Consider the following 21,088-nt stretch of genomic DNA (forward strand, 5'->3'; position numbering starts at 1 on the left):
CGAACCGGCCCAGCGAGACCACGCGTCCCACGCGCCGCGCGGGTGATCCCCGATGAGCGAGGGGACGCTGTACGACAAGGTGTGGGACAGACACAAGGTAACCCGGCTCCCCACCGGACAGGACCAGCTGTTCGTCGGGCTCCACCTCGTCCACGAGGTCACCAGTCCCCAGGCGTTCGGCATGCTGAAGGAGCGCGGCCAGGAGGTCGCGTTCCCGGAGCGCACGCACGCGACGGTCGACCACATCGTGCCGACCGGGAACCGCGACCGCCCCTACCAGGACGAGGCCGCCGAAAGCATGATGGCGGAGTTAGAGGAGAACGTCCGCGGCTCGGGGATCGACTTCTCCGACCCGGACTCCGGTAACCAGGGGATCGTCCACGTCATCGGCCCGGAGCAGGGGCTCACCCAGCCGGGGATGACGATCGTCTGTGGCGACTCCCACACCTCGACGCACGGCGCGTTCGGCGCGCTGGCGTTCGGCATCGGCACCTCGCAGATCCGCGACGTGCTGGCGACCGGCTGCGTCGCGATGGAGAAACAGAAGGTCCGTAAGATCGAGGTCACGGGCGAGCTCGGCGAGGGCGTCACCGCGAAGGACGTCATCCTCACGATCATCGGGAAGCTCGGGACCGACGGCGGCGTCGGCTACGTGTACGAGTACGCCGGCGAGGCCATCGAGGACCTGGGGATGGAGGGCCGGATGTCCATCTGTAACATGTCGATCGAGGGCGGCGCCCGCGCGGGGTACGTCAACCCCGACGAGACCACCTACGAGTGGCTGAAGGAGACGGACGCCTTCGCGGACGACCCCGAGGAGTTCGAGCGGCTGAAGCCCTACTGGGAGTCGATCCGGACCGACGACGACGCCGAGTACGACGACGTGGTCACCATCGACGGCTCCGCGATCGAGCCGACCGTGACGTGGGGGACCACGCCCGGCCAGACGGCGGGCATTACCGAGCCGATCCCGGACCCCGACGACCTGCCCGAGGAGGACCGCGACACGGCGCGGCGCGCGCAGAAACACATGCGCGTCGAGCCCGGCGACACGATGGAGGGGTACGAGATCGACGTGGCGTTCCTCGGCTCGTGTACCAACGCGCGGCTGAAGGACCTCCGCGAGGCCGCGGCGTTCGTCGAGGGCCGCGAGGTCGACGACGACGTGCGCGCGATGGTCGTCCCCGGCAGCCAGCGCGTCCGCGACGCCGCGGAGGCGGAGGGGCTCGACGAGGTCTTCAAGGAGGCCGGCTTCGACTGGCGCGAGCCCGGCTGTTCGATGTGTCTCGGCATGAACGACGACCAGCTGGTGGGCGACGAGGCGAGCGCCTCGTCGTCGAACCGGAACTTCGTCGGCCGGCAGGGCTCGAAGGACGGGCGCACCGTGCTGATGAGTCCGATCATGGTCGCGGCCGCGGCGGTGACCGGGAAGGTCACCGACGTCCGCGAGATGGAGGAGGTGGCGACCGTATGAGCTCGCCCGAGTTCAGCGACGGCGAGGCGCCGGCCGAGAAGGTCACCGAGGTCTCCGGTACCGGGATCCCGGTCCGGGGCAACGACATCGACACCGACCAGATCATCCCGGCGCGGTTCATGAAGGTCGTCACCTTCGACGGGCTGGGCCAGTTCGCCTTCTTCGACCAGCGGTTCGACGACGAGGACAACGAGAAGGACCACCCGTTCAACGAGGAGCAGTACCGGGGCGCGAACGTCTTAGTCGTCAACGCCAACTTCGGCTGCGGCTCCTCCCGTGAGCACGCCCCACAGGCGCTGATGCGCTGGGGGATCGACGCGGTCGTCGGCGAGTCGTTCGCGGAGATCTTCGCAGGCAACTGCCTCGCGCTCGGGATCCCGACGGTCACGGCCGACCAGGAGGACATCGAGGCGCTGCAGGACTACGTCGAGGCCAACCCCGACGCCGAGGTCGACATCGACGTGGCCGAGGAGACGATCACCTACGGCGACACCGTGATCGACGCGACGGTCCACGACGCCCAGCGGAAGGCGCTCGTCGAGGGCGTCTGGGACACCACCGCGCTGATGGGCGCCAACGAGGGCGCGGTCCGCGAGACCGCCCGGTCGCTGCCGTACGTGCCGGCCGAGCACGTTCCGGGGGACGAGGCGTGAGCCACGAGGTCGTCGTCATCGAGGGCGACGGGATCGGCCGCGAGGTCGTCCCGGCCGCCGTCGACGTGCTGGAGGCGCTCCCGGTCGACTTCGAGTTCGTCTCGGCCGAGGCGGGCGACGCGGTAAAGGCGGAGACCGGCGAGGCGCTGCCCGCGGAGACGTACGATCTCGCGGCCGACGCGGACGCGACGCTGTTCGGCGCGGCCGGCGAGACGGCCGCCGACGTCATCCTCCCGCTTCGCGAGGCGGTCGACTCGTTCGTCAACGTCCGACCGGCGAAGGCGTATCCCGGCGTCGACGCGGTCCGCCCGGAGACGGACGTGGTCTTCCTGCGGGAGAACACCGAGGGCGTCTACGCGGGCCACGAGGACCGGCTCTCCGACGACCTCTCGACGCTGACGCGGGTCGTCACCTCGTCGGCCTCCCGCGAGCTCGCCGAGTTCGCCTGCGAGTTCGTCGAGGACGGGCGCGGCCCGGCGGGCGACCCCGACGAGGGGTTCACCGTCGCGCACAAGGCGAACGTGATGCGCGAGACGGACGGCCGGTTCCGCGAGGAGGTGCTCGCGGTCGCCGAGAAGCGCGGCGTCGACGCCGACGAGGAGCTGATGGACGCGTTCGCGACGAAGCTCCCGCTCGACCCGAGCCAGTACGGCGTGATCGTCTGCCCGAACCTCGCGGGCGACGTGCTCTCCGACCTGGCCGCCGGGCTCGTCGGCGGGCTCGGCCTGCTTCCGTCCGCGAACGTCGGCCACGACAACGCGCTGTTCGAGCCGGTCCACGGCACCGCGCCCGACATCGCGGGCGAGGGCGTCGCCAACCCGACCGCGGCGATCCTCTCGGCGGCCATGCTCGTCGAGTACTTCGGCCACGTCGAGGAGGGCCAGCGCGTCCGGGACGCCGTGGAGGGCGTGCTCTCCGACGGCCCGCGAACCGGGGACCTCGGCGGCGACGCGACGACCGAGGACGTCACGGCCGCGATCGTCGACCGGCTGTAGGCGTCGACCGTCGCCGACGGGTTTCCGTGCGATCGACGCCCGCGACCGCGGGCGAACCACAAGACAAGAAACCCTGCGGCCCGTTGGGATCGGTATGAGCAACTACGAAGTCGCGATGGAAGCAGCCTGGTTGGTCCGTGACGTCGAGGAGACCGACGACGCCATCGGCGTCGCGGTCAGCGAAGCCGGCAAGCGACTCAACGAGACGGACAAGCAGTACGTCGAGGTCGAGCCCGGCCTCACCGGCTGTCCGGCCTGCGGCGAGCCGTTCGACGCCGCGTTCCTCGCCGCGAACACCGCGCTCGTCGGCCTGCTCTTGGAGATCGACATCTTCAACGCCGACAGCGAGGAGCACGCCGAGCGGATCGCGAAAAGCGAGGTCGGCGGCGCGCTCCGCGACGTTCCCCTCGAGGTCATCGAGGTCGTCGAGACGGAGGGCGACGAGGAGGACGCCGACGTCGACGCCGGGGAGTAAGCGATCCGACGCGGCGTCCGCGACCGATCCGGCCGCGATATCGGTCGTTGCCGAAACCTTTTCTAATAACCCTTGGTTATTTAGGGTATGGAACTCCCGACGCCACAGGACCTCCGCGAGCAGCGGACGACGCTGGAGCTGACGCAGAGCGAGCTCGCGGACGCCGCGGACGTCTCGCAGCCCCTCATCGCGCGGATCGAGGGCGGCGACGTCGACCCGCGGCTCTCGACGCTCCGCCGGATCGTCAACGCGTTACAGGAGGCGGAGGGCGAAGTCGTCCGCGCGAGCGACCTGATGAACGAGACGGTGATAAGCGTCGCGCCCGACGACGCGGTGCGCGAGGCGGTCGACCTGATGGAGGAGGAGGCGTACTCGCAGCTCCCAGTGCTCCAGAACGGCGTTCCGGTCGGCTCGATCAGTCAGGGCGACGTGGTCCACGCCGGCGAGAACGTCGGCGACCACCCGGTCAGCGATGTGATGAGCGAATCGTTCCCCACCGTCGCGCCGGGCGCGACCGTCGACGAGGTCCGGAACCTGCTCGACCACTACAAGGCGGTGATGGTGACTGACGGCGGCGAGACGGTCGGGATCATCACCGAGGCCGACATCGCCGCGCACCTGTCGTAAGGAGGGGTCCGGCGGTTCCCGAGGCGCTCGTCCGAGCGGTACGGGCCGCGCTCGGCGGTCTTACCCCTCCCTGCGCTCCGAGAGCCGCTCCCAGATCTCCGTGCAGCCGGCGCCGTCCTCGATGTCGTCGAGGTGGCCCGTGCCGTCGTCGGGCTCGGCGTCCGTTTCGTCGCTCGGGTCCGCCCCCCTCCGCGGGTCGGCCTCGGCCGCTTCTTCCTCCTCGTCGGCCGCTTGCGTGTCTGCTCGCTCGGTCATCGTTCCTCCTGGGCGTCGCCGAAGAGCTCGGGCGCCACGTCCGCGGACGCGTGCTGTCTGTACTCGCCGTCGTCGTCCGAGTTGGTTGGCGGGGCGGGGTCGGGAACCGTATCGGTCATCACACCACCGTAGGCGCGCACGAGCCATAAGTACCCTCACACATGTAAATCGAACCACCACTCTCGGATACCGGATTTCGTGTCCGGTACTCCGGAAGCTAATTTTATGCGGTACCGCCTTGCAGTCGGGCGGTTTCCCGATATCCCGGCGTCATCGAAACGGTCGCCGATTGCGACCACCGCCACCCATTGGGTCGTCGCGGGCGAACGAGGAGTGTGACCACTCGACTGCGCGTCCTTGACGACGGGGCGTGGATCTCCGTCAACGACGCCCGAAAAGTCCGCGTCAGCGAACTGTGGCGGCTCGACGCGCCGGATCTCTGTGAGTGCGAACTCACCGATCTGGTCGTCGAGAACTTCCAGTCGGTCGGCGTCGACGGCTCGACCGTGGAGGTGCGGGTCTACGGGCAGTGCATCGCGTGCGGGGCGGCGGGGACCACCGGCTGGATCCCCGTCGGGCGGGTACGCGGGGGTGAGTTCGCCGAACTCGACAGATCCGCGGTCCGCCGCGTGCGGCGGTGAGGGTAGCGGCAACATGTGCCACCTCGGTGGGGCACCGGGGAAGGTTGACACCACGCTGTCAGCTATGTGGGTGTCGGGTGTATGCCGGATCGATGCCAACGGACGTAGAGAACTGGAAGTCGGAGGTCTACGGGTCGGAGATCCGCGATCGCCTCTTCGAGTTCGCCGAGCAGGGGTTCGACTCGATCCCCGACGACGAGCGGGACGCATGGTTCGAGCGCTTCAAGTGGTGGGGCCTGTACCACCAGCGGAACGGACAGGAGGGGTACTTCATGATGCGGATCGGGACGCCGAACGGCGTGCTCGAACCCGGACAGCTCCGGGTCGTCGGCGAGATCGCCGACGAGTACGCCCGCGGTCCCGGAACGAACCCGATCTTCGGCGACGCCTACGCCGACTTCACCACCCGGCAGTCGATCCAGCTCCACTGGATCGAGCTGTCGGACGTGCCGGCGATCTTCGAGAAACTGGAGGAAAACGGCCTCTCGACCCAGCAGGCCTGCGGCGACTCGTGGCGCAACATCGTCGGGAACCCCGTCGCGGGCAAGGACGGACAGGAGGTGATCGACGCGTGGCCCGTGATCTCCGACCTCAACGAGCGGTTCAAGGGGAACGACGACCATTCGAACCTCCCCCGGAAGTGGAAGGTCTCCGTGACCGGCTCCGCCGACGGTTCCGGGCAGGGCGACATCAACGACCTCGCGTTCGAGCCCGCGTACAGGGAGGTCGACGGCGAGGACGTCGTCGGCTTCAACGTCCGCGTCGGCGGCGGCCTCTCGCGCAACGAGCCGCGCCTGGCCCGCGACATCGACGTGTGGGTCTCCCCGGAACGCGTCCCCGACGTGGCCGGCGGGCTCTCGGCGCTCTTCCGCGACTACGGCGACCGCGAGGACCGGTACAACGCCCGGATCAAGTTCCTCGTCGACGAGTGGGGCCCGGAGAAGGTCCGGGAGACCCTCCAAGACGAGTACGTCGACTTCGAGCTCGAACCCGCCGGCCGCGACGTGCGCGAGGAGTACACCTACAACACCGGCGCGGGCGAGCGCAACGACCTCGTCGGCGTCCACGACCAGAAGGACGGCGCGAACTTCGTCGGCCTCAACGTCCTCGTCGGGCGGATGGGCGCGGCCGACGTGCTCGATCTGGCGGATCTGGCCGCGGAGTACGGCTCCGGCGAGGTCCGGATCTCGCAGCGCCAGAACGTCATCGTCACCGACGTGCCCGACGACGCGCTCGACGCCTTCCTCGCCGAGCCGCTCCTGGAGCACTACTCGCCCGAGCCGTCGCCGTTCATGCGGGGCTCGGTCGCGTGTACGGGCACCGAGTTCTGCTCGCTGTCGATCGTCGAGACGAAGAACCGGCAGGTCCGGTTCGCTCGCTGGCTGAAGGCCAACGTCGACCTCCCCGAGGGGGTCGACGAGTTCCACATCCACCTCTCCGGCTGTACGGCCTCCTGCGCGCAGCCCCAGATCGCCGACGTGAGCCTGCGCGGGATGAAGACCCGGAAGGACGGGGACCCGGTCGAGGCGCTCGACGTGGGCCTCGGCGGCGGGCTCGGCGACGAGCCGCAGTTCGCCCGGTGGGTCACCCAGCGCGTGCCCGTCGACGAGGTGCCGGGCGCGATCGCGAACCTCGTCGAGAGCTTCGCCGCCGAGCGCGACGAGGGCGAGTCGTTCCGCGCGTTCGTCGCCCGCCACGACGACGACGAGCTCGACGCGTTCGTCGAGCCGGAGGAGACCGACTACGAGGACCCGATGATGCACAACACGAAGCGCACCTGGTACCCGTACGCCGAGGACGACGCCATGGAGGACGCGCCGGGGGTGCCGGAGACGCCGGCCGGCGACTGACGGCTCGCCGGTCGACGGTTGACCGCCCACTGGTCGACGGCTGACGGCTCGCCGGCGACGACTGCCAGCTCCCGGGGACCCGAACCGCGTCTTACAGCTCCAGCCCGCGGATCGCGACCGACCCGTCTCCCTCATTCTCTTCTACCCGCCCGATCACGCGCCCGTCGGTCTCGTCCGCCAGCGACTCGGCCGCGTCGGGGTCGACGGCGGCGACGAAGCCGGTCCCCATGTTGAACGTCCGGTGCATCTCCTCGTCGGAGACGCTTCCCGCCGACTGCACGAACTCGAAGACGGGCTGGGGGTCGAACGCGTCGTCGATCACGTACCGGTTCGCGCCGAGCCGCGTCAGGTTGGTCCACCCGCCGCCGGTGACGTGGGCCGCGCCGCGCACGCCGTGGTCGCGCATCGGATCGAGCAGGTCTGTGTAGATCCGGGTCGGCTCCAAGAGCGCCTCGCCGACCGTCTCGTACCCCTCGAACGGACAGGGGTCGGTGTACGCGTGCTCGCGGGTCGCGGCCTCTCGGGCGAGCGTGAGCCCGTTGGAGTGGATCCCCGACGACTCCCAGCCGACCAGGGCGTCGCCCGGCTCGGCCGCGCCGTCGAACACCGCGTCCTTCGCGGCGAGCCCCGCGCAGGTCCCGGCCAGGTCGAGCCCGGAGATCACGTCGGGCATCACCGCGGTCTCGCCGCCGACGAGCTCCATGTCGGCGAGCTCGGCGCCGCGCGCGAGCCCCTCGCCGACCTGCTCGGCGAACAGCTCGTCGGGCTCGTCGACCGCGAGGTAGTCGACGAACGCGACCGGGCGCACCCCGGCGGCGACCAGGTCGTTGACGTTCATCGCGATGCAGTCGATACCGACCGTCGAGTAGTCGCCGAGCGCCTCCGCGACGAGGAGCTTCGTCCCGACCCCGTCGGTCGCCAGCGCGAGGTACCGGTCGCCGATGTCGAGCAGGCCGGCGTAGTCGCCCTCGCCCTCGCCGACCGCGCCGATCAGCGCCGCGGTCGCCGCCTCGCTGGCGCCGATGTCGACGCCGGCGTCCGCGTAGGTGAGTTCGTCGTCGTCGTCCCCCGTCGGTCCCTCGTCGCCCCCGCTCGCGTTCCCGTCGTCTCCGCCGTCGCCCTCGGTCATGTGTGTCGAGGGACGCCGGCGGAGCAAAAGCGCACCGTTCCCCGCGAGTCGGCGGGGCACATATTGGCAGACGGATCAGAACGGTCCGTTGAATCCGAGCCGGCCGACGAACACGAGCCCGACCGTGAGCAGCGCGGAGAGGGCGAAGAAGCCGGCCCACACCGGCTTGCTCCACCCGATCACGGTCTTCCCGTCGAGGGGGCCGTAGGGGATCATGTTGAACGCCGCGAGGAAGACGTTGATCGCGATCCCGCGGGAGCCGATCAGGGTGATCACCGGGCTCCCGATCGCGGGACCGAGAAGCAGCGCCGGCAGGAACGCGAGCGTCAAGAGGAGGTTGACGACCGGGCCGGCGAGCGCGATGTGACCGTGCTCCTCGGGCGTCAGCCGGCCGCGGTGGTGGACCGCGCCGGGCGCGGCGAAGATGAAGCCGAGAAGCGAGCTCATCACGGCCAAAAAGAGCATGCCGTTGTCCGCGCGGAACTCGGCCACTTGGTCGTAGTGGACCGCGACGACCTTGTGGGCGATCTCGTGGAGGAGGAACGCGACGCCCGCGGTGAGCAGCGCGACCAGCAGCGGCGGGACGACCCCCGCCGCGAGCAGCCGACCGAGGCCGGCGGTGCCGTTCACGAAGAAGAACGTGAACGCGACGCCGAGCGCGAGCCACGCGACGAGCAGGTCGCGGATCTCGGTCCCGCTGAAGTAGAGGCCGGCGATCCGGCGGCCCTGAAAGGTTCCGCTCATTCGCTCACCCCGAGGCTCGCTCTCATGCGCCACCCGTGACCGCGCTCCGGATCAGCTCTGCGCCGGTACTCGCGCCCTCGATCATGAGCCGCCCCACCTCGTCGACGCCGCCCACGTCGCCGAACATCGCGGGGATGACGTACACCGCGAACAGGAAGCTCGCGACGATGCTGCCGATGTTCGTCATCGCGACGACGACGATGAGCTTGAACAGGGGTACGTCGAGCATCGACGAGACCAGCTCGGACGGCGACAGCGTCTCGTCGCCGAGCAGCTCGTTGAGCCGCCCGATGTCGCCGACGTTCACCGTCAGGCTCCGGAGCTCGACGTAGCCGGTGAACCAGCCGGGCGCGAGCACCGGGTTGATTGAGGTCATCCACGCGACCGCCCCGCCGACGCCGGCCGAGGTCCAGCGCGCGCCGGCGAGCTTCGCGAACGCGAACGCGAACGCGCCGTTGATCAGGAACCACGCGCCGAACAGCCGGAACAGGAACGCGTTCTCCACGCCGGCGAGCGCGAGCAGGACGAAGAAGCCGACGAAGCCGACCGTGATCGCGTAGCCGATCGCCTTCTTCCACGGGAGCCCGCGCCCGCGCTCCTTCCCGACGAGGTCCTCCATCGGCGGGAGCGACGCGGGGTCGGCGAGGTACCCCTCGATCCCCGCGCGGTGGCCCGCGCCGACGACGGCGACCACGTCGTGGCCCGCCTCACGGAGGGCGACCAGCCGGTGGGCGATGAAGGCGTCGCGCTCGTCGATGAGCGCCTCCGCGCCGCCCGGGGAGAACTGCCGGAACTCCTCCATCATCATCGTCACCACGTCGGTGTCGGTCAGGTCCTCCATCCCGAGCTCCTCGATCCCGCCGTGTTCGGGCTCGCCGCCGCCCCGTCCGAGGGCGCCCATCGCGAGCGACGCGAGCACGCCGAGGGTCAGACCGAGCGATATCCCGAGCCCGAGACTGCCGATCGCCGTTACGGCGAAGCCGCCGAGATACGTCGCGACGAGCCCGTCGAGCGCACCGACCGCGGCGGCGGCGATCCCGGACGCGACGCCCAGTGTGGCCGCGGCGTAGAGGCGGCCGTCGGGCGAGAGCGCGAGCTTCCCGACCTGATCGACGGCGACGGCGACGGCGACCGCGGCGAGCACGCCGCCGGTGACGGTCGTCAACAGCGCGTCGGTCACGCCGACGCTGCCGCCGAAGAGGCCGATCACGGGGCCGGCGAGGATCCCGACGAACAGCCCGACCAACACCCCGACCACGCGCGAGTCGGTGACGCCGAACGCGAGCCCGCCGACCATCCGCAGCTTCTCGGTGACCGACATCCGCGCCCAGAAGCGCTGGATCGTCGTCTGGATGTCCCGGTCGACTAACGCTACGTCGATGCCGAGCCCCTCGGCGACGTCGATGGCGGCCCGCATGTCGGCGCCGGGCTCGATGTCGAAGCGGTCGCCGAGCTGGGTCTGGACGTACGAGAGCATCCAGTAGGCGAGGAACTGGAAGACGGTGTTGCCCCGCAGCAGGTCGCTCGCGTCGAGGTCCTCGGGGCTCTCGCCGTTCAGCTGGCGGTACCGCCCCTCGTCGAGCTCGACGGCGACCACGTCGGGTCGCTCGCGCTCGATCGTCTCCTCGACCTCGTCGACCGACTGCTCGGAGACGTGCGCGGTTCCGACCACGGTCACCGATCCGGGTTCGCCGTCGGAAGGCGCTCCGACCGCGCCGCTCGCAGGGGCACCCTCACCGCCGGCGGCCGACGAGTCGCTCGCCGTCGGCGCCGGATCGCTCGCCGTCGGGGGCGAGGACGCGCCGTCGGATCCCCCTGGCGTCTCTGTCATTGCCACGACCTACTCCGTCGCCGCGTTTAGGGTTTGTGAGTCGGCGAGTCCGCGTCGGCGCCTCGGGGATCCAACAAATTTGTATCCTCACGGCGCGGAGGGGCTCGTATGTCGCGGCTCTTGCCCTCCCTCCCCGACGCGACCCCCGAGGACCGCGAACCTCGGGTGGTCGGCGTCGACGACGACGACGCGGACGAGCTCATCGCCGCGCTCGGCTCCGAGACGGCGCGCGAGATCCTCACGACGCTCCACGACGAGCCGGCGACGAAATCCGAGCTCGCCGACGCCGTTGACACCTCCCTCCAGAACGTCCAGTACCACCTCTCGAAGCTCGACGGCGCCGACCTCGTCGACGTCGTCGACACGACCTACTCCGAGAAGGGCCGAGAGATGGACGTGTACGCGGCCGCGGACGAGCCCCTCGTGCTGTTCGCCGGCGGCTCGGAGGCCTCGAGCGGGATCAAGTCGGCCCTGATGCGGCTGCTCGGCGGCTACGGGCTCATCGGGCTGGCGGCGGTCGCGGCCCAACGGGTCCTTTCCGTGGCGGGACCGACCGCCCGCGTGACGACGACCACGGGTGGGGGCGACGGCGGCGGCGCCGCGACCGAAGACGCCGCGGACGGCCCCTCGATCGAGGCGAGTCCCGACGGCGGCGGGGGCGGCGAGATCGACGGGACCGTCGAGTACGTCGTCGACCCGCTCGCGGACTACGCCGTCTCGCTGCTCGAGCCGGGCGTCGTCTTCTTCCTCGGCGCCGCGCTCGTGTTCACCGTCGTCTGGGCCTACTGGTACTGGGGCGACCGTTGACGGGGTGATCCGGCGCGACCGGGGCGGACGACCGCCCCGCCTCGGTCCGCGTGGGACAGCTATTCATGCCGCCGCCGCCACGGTCCGGTATGGAACACGAAGCCGAGGTCGTCGGGGTCGGAGCGGGCTCCGCACCCGGCGGCGACGTGCCGGCGGTCATCCTGTCTGCGCGCGGCGAGTACGTCCCGATCTTCGTCAGCGCCGACCAGGCGCAGTCGATCGGGATGGCGCTCGAGGGCGAGCCGTTCGACCGCCCGCTGACGCACGACCTCCTCGTCGACATCCTCACCGAGTTCGGAGGCGCGATCGACCGCGTCCGGGTCGACGACCTCCGGGACGGCACCTTCTACGCGAAGGTCGACGCGGAGCGGTACGAGGACGGCGAGCCGGAGCGGTTCGTCTTCGACGCGCGCCCCTCCGACGCGCTCGCGCTCGCCGTCCGGGTCGACTGTCCGATCGTCGTCTCGGACGCGGTGGTCGACGAGGCGGGGCGCCCGCAGGACTCGGTCCGGTTCGACGACGGTTCTCAAGAAGGGGTCTGAACCCGGTCCGCCGGGCGGCGGGGGTTCGTCGCTCGCCTGCGGTCGGTCGTGCGCCGATGGCCCGTCCCGCCTGCGGTCCGTCGTCCGCCGGTCAGGGGGTTCAAGTCGGCCGGCGTCCCACCGCCGACATGGACGAGACGGCGACGGTCGCGGAGTCGTACACTGAGATGACCGAACTGCTCTTGCCGAACGACACGAACAACCTCGGGCGGGCGCTCGGGGGCGCGGTCCTCCACTGGATGGACATCTGCGGCGCCATCGCCGGGATGCGCTTTGCGAACAGACAGGTCGTCACCGCCTCGATGGACCACGTCGACTTCATTTCGGCCATCGAGATGGGCGAGGTCGCCGTCATCGAGGGATACGTCTTCAACGTGGGGACGACGAGCCTCGACGTGAAGGTCGACGTGCGCGCGGAGGACCCCCGGACCGACGAGGAGCGGCGCACGACGACCTCCTACTTCACCTTCGTCGCGCTCGACGACGAGGGGACCCCGGCGAGCGTTCCGGAGCTGACCTGTCCGACGCCGGAGGAGGAGGCGCTCCGCGACGAGGCGATCGAGGGGCGCCGCGAACAGCTCACCGACATCGTCGAGCGGTACGACCTGTAGATCGGCGGTCGCGTCGGCGGTCGGACCGTCGAGGGGCTCCCGGCGTCACCGGGTCGCGCTCGCGCTCCCGCCGTCGCCGTCGACCCCCTCCGCCGATCCGGCGACCACGTCGACGGAGCCGTCGGTTCCCGCGACCGCGGCCTCGTGCGCCTCGCGGACCACCGCGACGAACTCGTCGAGCGATGCCCCCTCGCCGGACGCGGCGAGGTGGCTCCCGCAGTCGCAGTCGGACGCGCCGAAGCCGTCGACCGGACCCGCCGGGAGCCGGTCGGCGACCGCGCACTCGGCGTCGGCGCCGACGCTCCGCACGACGCGGTCGATCCGAGCGTCGGGGTGACCGAGCAGGTGGTCGACGTGCCAGTGGCGCACGTCGTGGTCGCCGCGGGCGGTCCGGCGGTGGCGGTCGACGCGGGAGAACCCGCCGGCGCCGAGCGCGCTGCCCGTGTACGCGTAGACGCCGGGGTCGAACCGGTGCGCGCCGAGGGCGCCGACCTCGATCGTCGCCGGCGCCACGAGCTCGACGAGGAGGGTGTAGGTGCCGCCGGCGGTGGAGTCGTCGGAATCTCTCCGTTCCTCGCCCCCGCTCACGACAGCGCCTCCGGTCGCTCGCTCGCCGCGGGGCGGAGGTCGTCCACGAGCCCGCTCGCGGCGTCGGTCAGCTCGTAGGTGTCGTGCACGTCGGCGGGGTCGCGGCCGCGCCCGGACAGCGTTCCGACGACGCCGGCGATCCGGTCGTAGTTGTCGCGGACGAGCCCGCCGACGATCCCCGGCGTGCCGGCGCGATCGGCCAGCTCCTCGGCCGCCGAGCGACCGGCGTACACCCGTCCCTCGCCGGGGTCGACGAGCACCATCGCGAACGGGCGCGAGCCGAACTGCGCGTCGAGGAACGGCCCGACGGGATCGGCCTCCCACGGGACCGCGACGACGCCCTCCAGCCGCCGGAGCGCGACGGCCGCCACCGAGCAGTACGGGCAGTCGCCGTCGAAGATCAGCACCGGCGCGTCCGGGTCGGTGTCCATACCGATAGTACGCGCTCCGGGGGTTTAAGCGGCCGGCCGAGGCGGACGCCGCGACTGGAAACAGAACGGTCCGGCTTTGTACAGATGCAGCGATGAGCGATTTCGGGAGTGGGTCTTGCAGATTGGCGGCAGCGAAGCAGTATTTAAGCGAGCTGTGAGCGGCAGCGACGATTCCTTATAAACGGTTGTTGCGGTGGCGCGTGCCTCCGAGGCCGCCTCGCGGCCGAGGAGCACGCGCGAGGGAGTCGCTGGCGCCTTATAAGGCACCAGCGACGAGGCTGGGGAGGTGTGAGGCTGCGGTGCCGTGCTGTGCGGGGCGGGACTCAAAGGGGCAGTCGCTGTGGGCGGCGCAGGCGACGCAAGCACCGCAACGAGGGAGCAACGCGACCGAGTGAGGCGCGCAGCGAGCGTGCGCCGCCCACAGCGACTGGGGCTTTGAAGCTCTTCACCGCAGCATCGTCGATCGCTTATAAATGGCCACCAGCAACACCATAATCCGACTTATAAACAACCGACCCACCGCAATGATTCACGTACACCCGCTATCGATCAAGAAGCGGCTCTCTTCGGCCGGCGGGTTCAGAGACAGCTATGTCTGAAGAAGGGGAGTTCAACGGAGTCAAAAATCCGTATCGGACCGGGTGATCAGTGTGAATGACCGAGCGCGTCCTCGAGCGACTGCCCGAAGCGCTCCTCGAACAGCTCCGCGGCGGTGTCGTTCATCTCCGCGATGTCGTCGGGCACCTCGCCCTCGCTGTGGTGCGCGATGACGTGCGCCTGCTGGGCCATCGCCTGCACGACCACGTCGCTGACGACGCGGGTCGGCTCCTCGCCCTGCTGGCTGAGCACGTCGACGAGGCCGGCGGGCAGTTCGAAGGACTCCTCGTTGCCGTCGGGATCGGTGACGGTGTAGGTCTCGGTGTCTCCCATACCCGATGGACGGGACCGGTACATAAGGGTCTGTGGAAAACGGGCGGGCAGTCGCAGATCTCGTCCGCGTCGCGCCGGCCGTGCTCACCCGTGCGCGGAGATCGCCTTCACCGAGAAGCCGGAGCCGACGATGCTCGCGAGGTACACGGCGATGGCCGTCACGACGATCGAGCCGCCGGATGGGAGCCCGAAGCCGATCGAGACCGCGAAGCCGCCGATCACCGACAGCTGCCCGAATATCACCGCGAGGTACATCGTCTCGCGGAAGCTCCGGGCGATCTGGGAGGCGGCCGCGACCGGGACGACCAGCATCGCGGCGACGAGGATGACGCCGAGCACCTGCATCGCGCCGACGACGACGACCGCGGTCAACACCACGAGCAGGGTGTTGTAGCCGGTGACGTTGAGCTGCGCGACCCGCGCGGCCTGCTCGTCGAAGGTGATGAACAGGAGCTGTTTGTACGTCAGCGCGACGCCCGCGACGACGATCAGCGAGAGCGCGCCCATCAGCCGCGCGCCCTCCGGCGTGACGACGGCGAGGTTCCCGAACAGGTACCCCCTGACGTTGATCCCGGTGAGCCCGTCGCCGTAGCTGATGATCAGCGTGCCGACCGCGAAGCTCCCGCTGAGCATGATCGCGATCGGCACGTCGCCGTAGGCGTCGGTGCGCTCCGTGAGCCACTGGACCACTAAGGCGCCGACGATGCCGACCGCGAGCGCGACCAACAGCAGGGAGCCGTCCCACCCTGTCGAGGAGGTGACGAGGATCCCGATCGCGACGCCGGCGAACGCGGTGTGCGCGAGCGTCTCGCCGATCAGCGCCATCTCGCGGTGGACGAGGAACGAGCCGACGAGGGGGGCGACGACCCCGACGAGCACGCCGGTCGCCATCGACTGCCACATGATCGGGTGCCGGAACACGTTCGTGCCGAGCGCGGCGTCCATCCCGCGTCCGAACGACCGGAACGCGGCGTACAGGTCGCTCGCCACCGGGAGGTCCTGCGCCCAGTAGAGCAGCACGAACCCGAGCATGGCGACCGCGACGACGCCCGTGATCCCGATGCCGACGAGTTCGGCGGTCCGACGGAGTCCTCGGTCGGGTCGGGTGGCGGTCCGGGCTTCGGTGACGGATTCCTCGCTCATCAGTGGTGGTGGTGGACGACCTGTCCGGCCGTGCCGTACGCCTCCGCGAGGGCGTCGCTCTCGACGAACGACTCGGTGTCCCCGTGGTGGTACAGCTCGGTGTTGACACAGGCGATGCGGTTCGCGCGGTCGGTGACGACGCCGATGTCGTGCTCGATGAGGATGATGGTGATCCCGTCGTCGTTCAGTTCGTCGAGGAGGGCGTAGAAGGCGTCGCGCGACTCGGCGTCGACGCCGACCGTCGGCTCGTCGAGCGCGAGGAGGTCGGCGTCGCTCGCGAGGGCGCGGGCGATGTACGCTCGCTGTTTCTGCCCGCCCGACAGCTCCGAGACGAGCCGGTCGGCGAGGTCGCCGATGCCGACCGTCTCGATCGCGTCGGCGACGGCGGCGCGGTCGGCGTCGGAGAGCCGCCCGCGCCCGGCGTGCGCGAACCGCCCCATCGTGATGCACTCACGGACGGTGACGGGCATCGCGCCGCCCCGGCTCGTCGCCTTCTGCGAGACGTAGCCGATCCGGCCGCCGTCGTCGAACTCGTCGACCGGGCGGCCGAACAGCTCGACGGTCCCCTCGTCGGGCTCGTGGAGCCCGAGCATGAGGTGGAGCAGGGTGGTCTTCCCGGAGCCGTTCGGTCCGACCAGTCCGAGGAAGTCGCCCTCCTCGACCGTGAGAGAGACGTCTCTCACGGCGACGGTGTCGCCGTAGGCGAACGTTACGCCGTCGAGGTCGACGATCGCGGTCACTGCGTGTCTCCAATCTGGGTCGCCCGCACGTTTAGCTCTTTTAGTCCGTCGGCGTCGCGTCGCCGGCCGTGCGGTCGCAGTTCGGCCGCCGTCTCGCTCACCGTGGCCGTCTCGCTCACCGTGGCCGTCCCGTTCACTGCGCGTCGAACGCCCGCTCGAAGGCGGGGACGTTGATCTCGGTCATCTGTTCGAGGTAGCCGTACCCGGCGTCGTTCCACTCGCGGGTCGTCCCCCCCGCGGGCGAGACGGGGAGCGCCTCGGTGGCGTCGCTGTTCTCGACGATCGACTCGGCGAGGGTGGGCGACTCGAACCGGTCGTACAGCACCGCGTCGATCCCCTCCGCGTTCACCAGCTCGATCGTGTCGGCGATCTCGCTCTGCGTCGGCTCGTTCTGCGGCGAGACGCCGACGGGCGAGTGGAGCCGGAACCCGTACCGCGCCTCCAGGTACTGGAAGGAGTTGTGGCCCGCCATGACCGCCACGTCGCGCGCGGCCTCGTCGGCGATCGACTGAAAGGCGGCGTCGACCGCGTCGAGCTCCTCGATGTAGGCGTCGGCGTTGGCCGCGTAGGCGTCGGCGTTGTCCGGGTCCGCCTCGCCCAACCCCGTCGCGATCGTGTCGACGATGTCGGCGGCGAGGACCGGATCGACCCAGACGTGGGGGTCGTACTGCGCCTCGTCGCTCCCGTCCTCGTGGTCGTGTTCGTCTTCCTCCTCGTGGTCGTGTTCCTCGTCGTTTCCCCCTTCTTCCTCGTGGCTGTGGTCCCACTCCAAGAGGTCGTCTTCCACGTCGGCGAGCCCGTCGATCACGGCCACGGTGTCGTAGTCGTTCTCCAGCGTCGCGGCCAGGTCCTGGGCCCACCGGAACTCCGAGCTGTCGAGGTAGACGAACGCGTCCGTCGACGCCACGTCTGCGGCGAGGTTCCCGTCCGGCGTCCAGCCGTGTCCGAGCTGGCCGACGTCGACCGGGTCCTCGAAGCTCGCGTGCTCGCCGGCGACCTGGTTCGCCCAGTCGTTGAGGGTGAAAAACGCCGCGTAGCCCGCGTCGAACTCGGCGGACCCGCCGGGCGCGGCGTCGGAGCAGCCGGCCAGCGACGCCGCGGTTCCCGCGGCCGCGAGGCCGGCGCCACGCCGCAGCACCGACCGCCGTGTGTGAGTCATACCGATCGGTACTGCTGATTAACAGAAAAAGGTTGTTATTTCACAACTCTAAATTAATAAACCGGGCGCGGAGAGCCGCCTCGATTAACAACTCGGTCCCGTGCTTCGGATCCAGTCCCCGCCCGGCTCACTCGGTGAGATCGACGACCGTCGCGTCCGCGAGGGCCGTCAGGGACTCCGGATCGATCGGGAACAGCGCGCTCGGCGTCCCAGCCGCGCCGTAGACGGTGTCGTACCCCGTGAGCGTCGGATCGAGGACGGTCGGGACCGCGGCGTCGTGGCAGATCGGCGGGACGCCGCCGATGCTCCACCCGACGACCTCGCGGATCCGCTCCGGGTCCGCCATCGCGGCCGACGCGGCGCCGAACCGCTCCGCGACCGCGTCCAGGTCGAGCCGGTTCGCGCCGCTCGTGATCGCCGCGACGAGCGCCTCGTCGGCGCCCTGGCCGGCGTCGCCGACCCCACCGGCGTCGCCGGCGTCATCCGCATCGTCATCCACCCCCGAGAGCGACACCACGATCGTGGAGGCGATCGCGGCGGTGTCACAGCCGACTGCGTCGGCGGCCGCGGTCGCCGTCTCCGTCCCCGCGTCGAACTCCACCACGTCGAGGTCGACGCCGTGTCGGTCCCGGGCCCGTTCCGCGAACTCCGTCGCGCGCTCGTGCATGCGGAGAAAGAGGCTCGCCGCCGGGTATCAATCCCTCGGCCGCGGCACGTCTGGCGCTCAGACGGCGGCCGCGACACACCGGCTCGTCGACGAGACCGGCGCGATCGGGCCTACCGCGTTCGCAGCTCGTCTTTGTCCTTGATCACGCGGGCGTCGCCCTCGCCGGAGGTGACCTCGTTGACGAGGTCGTACAGGTCGTTCTGGAGCCCGGCGGGGAAGGTCAACACACCCACCCACGAGCCGTCGTTCTGCCACTCCTCGCGTTCGAGGTCGCCGAACTCGCGGATCTGCGCCTGTCCGGAGCCCGCGTAGTCGGCGGGGAGCTGAACCGCCATCGTCACCTCCTCGAAGCGGATCGGGATGACGGGCCGGAGCGCCTCGAGCGCGTCGTCGACCTGGTTCTCGACCGGCTCCATCGGGTCGACCTGGAAGCCCGCCTCCTCGAGGGCGCGCTCGATGCGCTCGGGGGGATGCGGCGAGTCGTCCATCTGCGGGTTCACGGCGTTGCGCGTGATGGTGGTGACGAGCTGGTTGTGCTTCCGCTCCATCATCTCCTCGCGCTGCTCGGCCGTGATCTGGATCTCCCCGCGCTCGACGACCTGGGGGATGATCTCCAGCGGATCGGTCGTGCCGAACACGGTCTCTAAGTCCTCCTCGGCCGGACGGTCGCCGCGCGACGCGTTCTCGAACACGTCCTCGGCGGCGATCACGTCCTCTAGGTCTCCCTCGAACTCGCCTCGCTTCATTGCGAGCGCGGCGTCGGGATCGATGAGCACCTCGAACCGTTCGCCGTGCGACTCCAGTCGGGCCGTCACGGCCTCGTCGAGCGATATCATACCCCCCGCTACCACCCCTACGGTGAAAAAGCCTCCCGCGGCGCGTCGCGATCGCGGCCCGGCCGTTCGATCGGTCGGTTGGTCGTTCGGCCCCTCGGTCCCTCGGTCTCTCGATCCCTCCGATCAGCCGTCGGCGGAGGGTCGCTCGTCCGTCCACTCGTCTCGACAGGCCTGCGAGCAGAACTGTCGGTGCACCGCGTCGTCGCCGTCGACCCACGTCACCGTCCGGCGCCCGGTGCCGAGCGCCGGTTCCCCACAGGTCGCACAGCGCGGCGCGGACTCCTCGTCGACGTCCTCCTCGAGGTCGGAAGTCGGATCTACCATACTCGCCCGTGCACCTCCGGACACTTGAACCCGCGAAGGCCGGCAGTTATGTCCGTTCGATCCGCGCTCACCGCCCGACCGGGTAACCGTCGGCCTCCTCGTTCCACCGGCCCCCGTCGCCCCGTCCGCGTCCCCGCCGTCCGTCGGTCGACGCGGCGACCCGCGAGGGGTGTTCGACCGCGAGCTCCGCGTTCGCCGCCGGGTCGGCGACGGTCCGCTCGCGGCCGTCCGGCCACCGCACCGCGACCCGGACCGGGGTCGACCCGCCGAGCCCGAAGTGCGCGACCGGCTCCGTCTGGCAGAGGCAGCCGCCGCCGGCGTCGACGGTGCGGCGCTGGACCCCGGCGGTCGTCTCGAGCCTGACCACGGCCCCCCTGGCCGGCGCGCCGTGACGCGTTGTCGGACGGATCCGGACCCACCCGGCGGCGCGCGCCGTCGGGTCCTTGTACACCGCGATCGGCTGGGCCGCGACCTCGCCGTGGACGACGATCAGTTCGAGGATACCGTCGCCGTCGATGTCGGCCGCGACCGCCCCGGTCCCGAACCCGTCCGGCTCGGCGGCCGGTCCCGGATCGACCCGGTGCCAGCGCGCGGCGTCGCTCTCGCCGTCGTCGCTCTCGTCACCGCGCGCGAAGAGCCGGTTGGGCTCGCCCGAGGCGTTGAAAAACAGCTCCTCGCGGCCGTCGTTGTCGAAGTCGGCGGCGACCACGGTCCGGACGCGGCCGGTGTCGCGGAGCGCGGGCGGCGCGGCGTCGGCGAACCCGCCGTCGGGCGCTCGGCGGAGGAGTCGGTTCGGCCCGCTCTCGTTGCCGACCGCGAACGCGAATCGACCGCCCTCGTCGACGAGGGCGGCCCCGCGCGTGTCGCCCGCCGGATCCGAGAGCGCCGTTCCGCCGTCGGCGGCGTCGTAGTGGCCGCCGTCGTTCCGGAACAGCCGGTTCGGCCCGCGTTCGACCCCGGCGAACAGGTCGCCCTCGCCCGAGCAGTGCGGGACCGCGAGCAGCGACCGACAGCCGCCGTCGACCTCCAGTCCGACCGCGTCGGCCATGTCCGTGATCTCGCCGTCGTCGCCGATCTCGTAGAAGGCGAGGGGCGCGGCGTAGCCGGAGACGGCAACGCCGTACCGCCCGGTTCCGAGGCGGTCGAGCGCGGCGACGGACCGGCCCGCGCGCACGGCGAGCCGGTCGGCGTTCACGTCGAGCGCGAACAGGTCGGTCCAGCGGTAGCGCTCGGACTCGAGCCGGTTCAGGAGGAGATCCGGGTCGCCGCCGCCGTCGACGCCCTTGGTGCAGTTGTGGACGTACACCTCCTCGCAGCCGTCGGCGTCGAGGTCGGCCGCACACACCCCCATCCCGTGTCTGGTCCCGTCGGCGACGATGCCGCAGGCCGTGTCGACGAAGCGGTCGCCGTCGCGGGCGTACAGCCGGTTCGGCTCCCCGTAGCCCGCGACGAACACGAGCGGTCCCTCCCGGCCGGGCGTCACCGCGACGCCGTAGCCCCGAACCGGGTCGTCGTCAGCGACGATGTCGGACCGCTCCGTGAACATGGCCGTCCGTCACCGCTCGGGGAATAAGAACTCACGGGTCTGTGCGACGACGACCTTATAAAAACTGTCGCGGCCCGGCACCTATCGCCC

Annotated in this window: 25 protein-coding genes; 10 read left to right on the top strand and 15 right to left on the bottom strand. The window is 70.5% G+C overall.

Annotation, left to right across the window (positions count from 1 at the left end; all coding sequences use genetic code 11):
* The first annotated feature begins 52 nt into the window (after window positions 1-52).
* The 5 genes from leuC (at window position 53) to JIN95_RS03530 (ending at window position 4,224) form a co-directional block, all read left to right on the top strand.
* Window positions 53-1,474: a 3-isopropylmalate dehydratase large subunit gene (leuC, locus tag JIN95_RS03510; RefSeq protein WP_200530525.1), complete on the top strand. Its 1,422-nt coding sequence runs from the start codon at window positions 53-55 to the stop codon at window positions 1,472-1,474.
* Entirely contained in the window at window positions 1,471-2,127 is a 657-nt protein-coding gene (gene leuD / locus JIN95_RS03515) for a 3-isopropylmalate dehydratase small subunit (protein WP_200530526.1), read from the top strand. Before leuC ends, leuD begins: the two co-directional genes overlap by 4 nt.
* Window positions 2,124-3,122 carry an isocitrate/isopropylmalate family dehydrogenase gene (locus JIN95_RS03520; protein WP_200530527.1) on the top strand — a complete coding sequence of 333 codons (999 nt, stop codon included), beginning with the start codon at window positions 2,124-2,126 and terminating at the stop codon, window positions 3,120-3,122. Before leuD ends, JIN95_RS03520 begins: the two co-directional genes overlap by 4 nt.
* A gap of 94 nt (window positions 3,123-3,216) precedes the next feature.
* Window positions 3,217-3,597 carry a DUF555 domain-containing protein gene (locus JIN95_RS03525; RefSeq protein WP_095636549.1) on the top strand — a complete coding sequence of 127 codons (381 nt, stop codon included), beginning with the start codon at window positions 3,217-3,219 and terminating at the stop codon, window positions 3,595-3,597.
* An 87-nt stretch (window positions 3,598-3,684) separates the two neighbouring features.
* Window positions 3,685-4,224 (top strand): CBS domain-containing protein, encoded by a 540-nt coding sequence (locus JIN95_RS03530; protein ID WP_095636550.1) that lies wholly within the window; start codon window positions 3,685-3,687, stop codon window positions 4,222-4,224.
* A gap of 60 nt (window positions 4,225-4,284) precedes the next feature.
* On the opposite strand, the gene JIN95_RS03535 is transcribed toward JIN95_RS03530, so the two are convergent.
* Complete coding sequence (locus tag JIN95_RS03535; protein ID WP_095636551.1) at window positions 4,285-4,479, bottom strand: hypothetical protein; 195 nt, start codon at window positions 4,477-4,479, stop codon at window positions 4,285-4,287.
* Complete coding sequence (locus JIN95_RS16395; RefSeq protein ID WP_255521214.1) at window positions 4,476-4,598, bottom strand: hypothetical protein; 123 nt, start codon at window positions 4,596-4,598, stop codon at window positions 4,476-4,478. Before JIN95_RS16395 ends, JIN95_RS03535 begins: the two co-directional genes overlap by 4 nt.
* A 216-nt stretch (window positions 4,599-4,814) precedes the next feature.
* Here JIN95_RS16395 and JIN95_RS03540 point away from each other — a divergent pair, with 216 nt between their 5' ends.
* Window positions 4,815-5,120, top strand: a complete 306-nt coding sequence (locus JIN95_RS03540; protein ID WP_198951519.1) for a hypothetical protein — start codon at window positions 4,815-4,817, stop codon at window positions 5,118-5,120.
* A 92-nt stretch (window positions 5,121-5,212) separates the two neighbouring features.
* Complete coding sequence (locus JIN95_RS03545; protein ID WP_200530528.1) at window positions 5,213-6,970, top strand: ferredoxin--nitrite reductase; 1,758 nt, start codon at window positions 5,213-5,215, stop codon at window positions 6,968-6,970.
* A gap of 91 nt (window positions 6,971-7,061) precedes the next feature.
* Here JIN95_RS03545 and purM read toward each other — a convergent pair whose 3' ends face one another.
* The 3 genes from purM to JIN95_RS03560 all read right to left on the bottom strand — a co-directional run bounded on the left by purM (window position 7,062) and on the right by JIN95_RS03560 (window position 10,674).
* Window positions 7,062-8,099, bottom strand: a complete 1,038-nt coding sequence (purM, locus tag JIN95_RS03550) for a phosphoribosylformylglycinamidine cyclo-ligase (RefSeq protein ID WP_200530529.1) — start codon at window positions 8,097-8,099, stop codon at window positions 7,062-7,064.
* 75 nt (window positions 8,100-8,174) lie between these two features.
* A complete protein-coding gene (locus JIN95_RS03555) occupies window positions 8,175-8,843 on the bottom strand; it encodes a metalloprotease (RefSeq protein WP_095636554.1) in 669 nt (222 codons plus the stop codon).
* Window positions 8,844-8,865: 22 nt separating this feature from the next.
* Window positions 8,866-10,674, bottom strand: coding sequence for a TraB/GumN family protein (locus tag JIN95_RS03560; protein WP_200530530.1), 1,809 nt, complete (start codon window positions 10,672-10,674; stop codon window positions 8,866-8,868).
* Between the two features lie 108 nt (window positions 10,675-10,782).
* Between JIN95_RS03560 and JIN95_RS03565 the strand changes: the two genes are divergently transcribed.
* From JIN95_RS03565 to JIN95_RS03575, 3 genes are all read left to right on the top strand, one after another.
* The gene (locus tag JIN95_RS03565; protein WP_095636556.1) at window positions 10,783-11,481 is read left to right on the top strand and encodes a winged helix-turn-helix domain-containing protein; all 699 of its coding nucleotides are present in this window, start codon (window positions 10,783-10,785) and stop codon (window positions 11,479-11,481) included.
* 89 nt (window positions 11,482-11,570) lie between these two features.
* Complete coding sequence (locus tag JIN95_RS03570) at window positions 11,571-12,023, top strand: bifunctional nuclease family protein (RefSeq protein WP_095636557.1); 453 nt, start codon at window positions 11,571-11,573, stop codon at window positions 12,021-12,023.
* Window positions 12,024-12,151: 128 nt separating this feature from the next.
* A complete protein-coding gene (locus JIN95_RS03575) occupies window positions 12,152-12,634 on the top strand; it encodes an acyl-CoA thioesterase (protein WP_095636558.1) in 483 nt (160 codons plus the stop codon).
* 45 nt (window positions 12,635-12,679) lie between these two features.
* Here JIN95_RS03575 and JIN95_RS03580 read toward each other — a convergent pair whose 3' ends face one another.
* From JIN95_RS03580 to JIN95_RS03625, 10 genes are all read right to left on the bottom strand, one after another.
* On the bottom strand, window positions 12,680-13,222 hold the full coding sequence (locus tag JIN95_RS03580; RefSeq protein WP_200530531.1) for a GIY-YIG nuclease family protein: 543 nt from the start codon (window positions 13,220-13,222) through the stop codon (window positions 12,680-12,682).
* On the bottom strand, window positions 13,219-13,653 hold the full coding sequence (locus JIN95_RS03585) for a DUF393 domain-containing protein (protein WP_095636560.1): 435 nt from the start codon (window positions 13,651-13,653) through the stop codon (window positions 13,219-13,221). Before JIN95_RS03585 ends, JIN95_RS03580 begins: the two co-directional genes overlap by 4 nt.
* Before the next feature lie 645 nt (window positions 13,654-14,298).
* Entirely contained in the window at window positions 14,299-14,583 is a 285-nt protein-coding gene (locus JIN95_RS03590; protein ID WP_008004266.1) for a hypothetical protein, read from the bottom strand.
* An 84-nt stretch (window positions 14,584-14,667) separates the two neighbouring features.
* Window positions 14,668-15,726: a metal ABC transporter permease gene (locus JIN95_RS03595; RefSeq protein ID WP_200530532.1), complete on the bottom strand. Its 1,059-nt coding sequence runs from the start codon at window positions 15,724-15,726 to the stop codon at window positions 14,668-14,670.
* Window positions 15,726-16,466 (bottom strand): metal ABC transporter ATP-binding protein, encoded by a 741-nt coding sequence (locus JIN95_RS03600; protein WP_095636562.1) that lies wholly within the window; start codon window positions 16,464-16,466, stop codon window positions 15,726-15,728. Before JIN95_RS03600 ends, JIN95_RS03595 begins: the two co-directional genes overlap by 1 nt.
* Before the next feature lie 133 nt (window positions 16,467-16,599).
* Window positions 16,600-17,625, bottom strand: a complete 1,026-nt coding sequence (locus JIN95_RS03605; protein WP_095636563.1) for a zinc ABC transporter substrate-binding protein — start codon at window positions 17,623-17,625, stop codon at window positions 16,600-16,602.
* Between the two features lie 127 nt (window positions 17,626-17,752).
* Window positions 17,753-18,292 carry a YbaK/EbsC family protein gene (locus tag JIN95_RS03610; protein WP_200530533.1) on the bottom strand — a complete coding sequence of 180 codons (540 nt, stop codon included), beginning with the start codon at window positions 18,290-18,292 and terminating at the stop codon, window positions 17,753-17,755.
* Between the two features lie 110 nt (window positions 18,293-18,402).
* The gene (locus JIN95_RS03615; protein ID WP_095636565.1) at window positions 18,403-19,128 is read right to left on the bottom strand and encodes a ribosome assembly factor SBDS; all 726 of its coding nucleotides are present in this window, start codon (window positions 19,126-19,128) and stop codon (window positions 18,403-18,405) included.
* A gap of 123 nt (window positions 19,129-19,251) precedes the next feature.
* Entirely contained in the window at window positions 19,252-19,452 is a 201-nt protein-coding gene (locus tag JIN95_RS03620; protein ID WP_200530534.1) for a hypothetical protein, read from the bottom strand.
* A 67-nt stretch (window positions 19,453-19,519) separates the two neighbouring features.
* Window positions 19,520-20,998, bottom strand: a complete 1,479-nt coding sequence (locus tag JIN95_RS03625) for a CRTAC1 family protein (protein WP_200530535.1) — start codon at window positions 20,996-20,998, stop codon at window positions 19,520-19,522.
* Window positions 20,999-21,088: the final 90 nt, after the last annotated feature.

Source organism: Halorubrum sp. LN27, from assembly GCF_016635065.1.
GTDB classification, from domain to species: Archaea; Halobacteriota; Halobacteria; order Halobacteriales; family Haloferacaceae; genus Halorubrum; species Halorubrum salipaludis.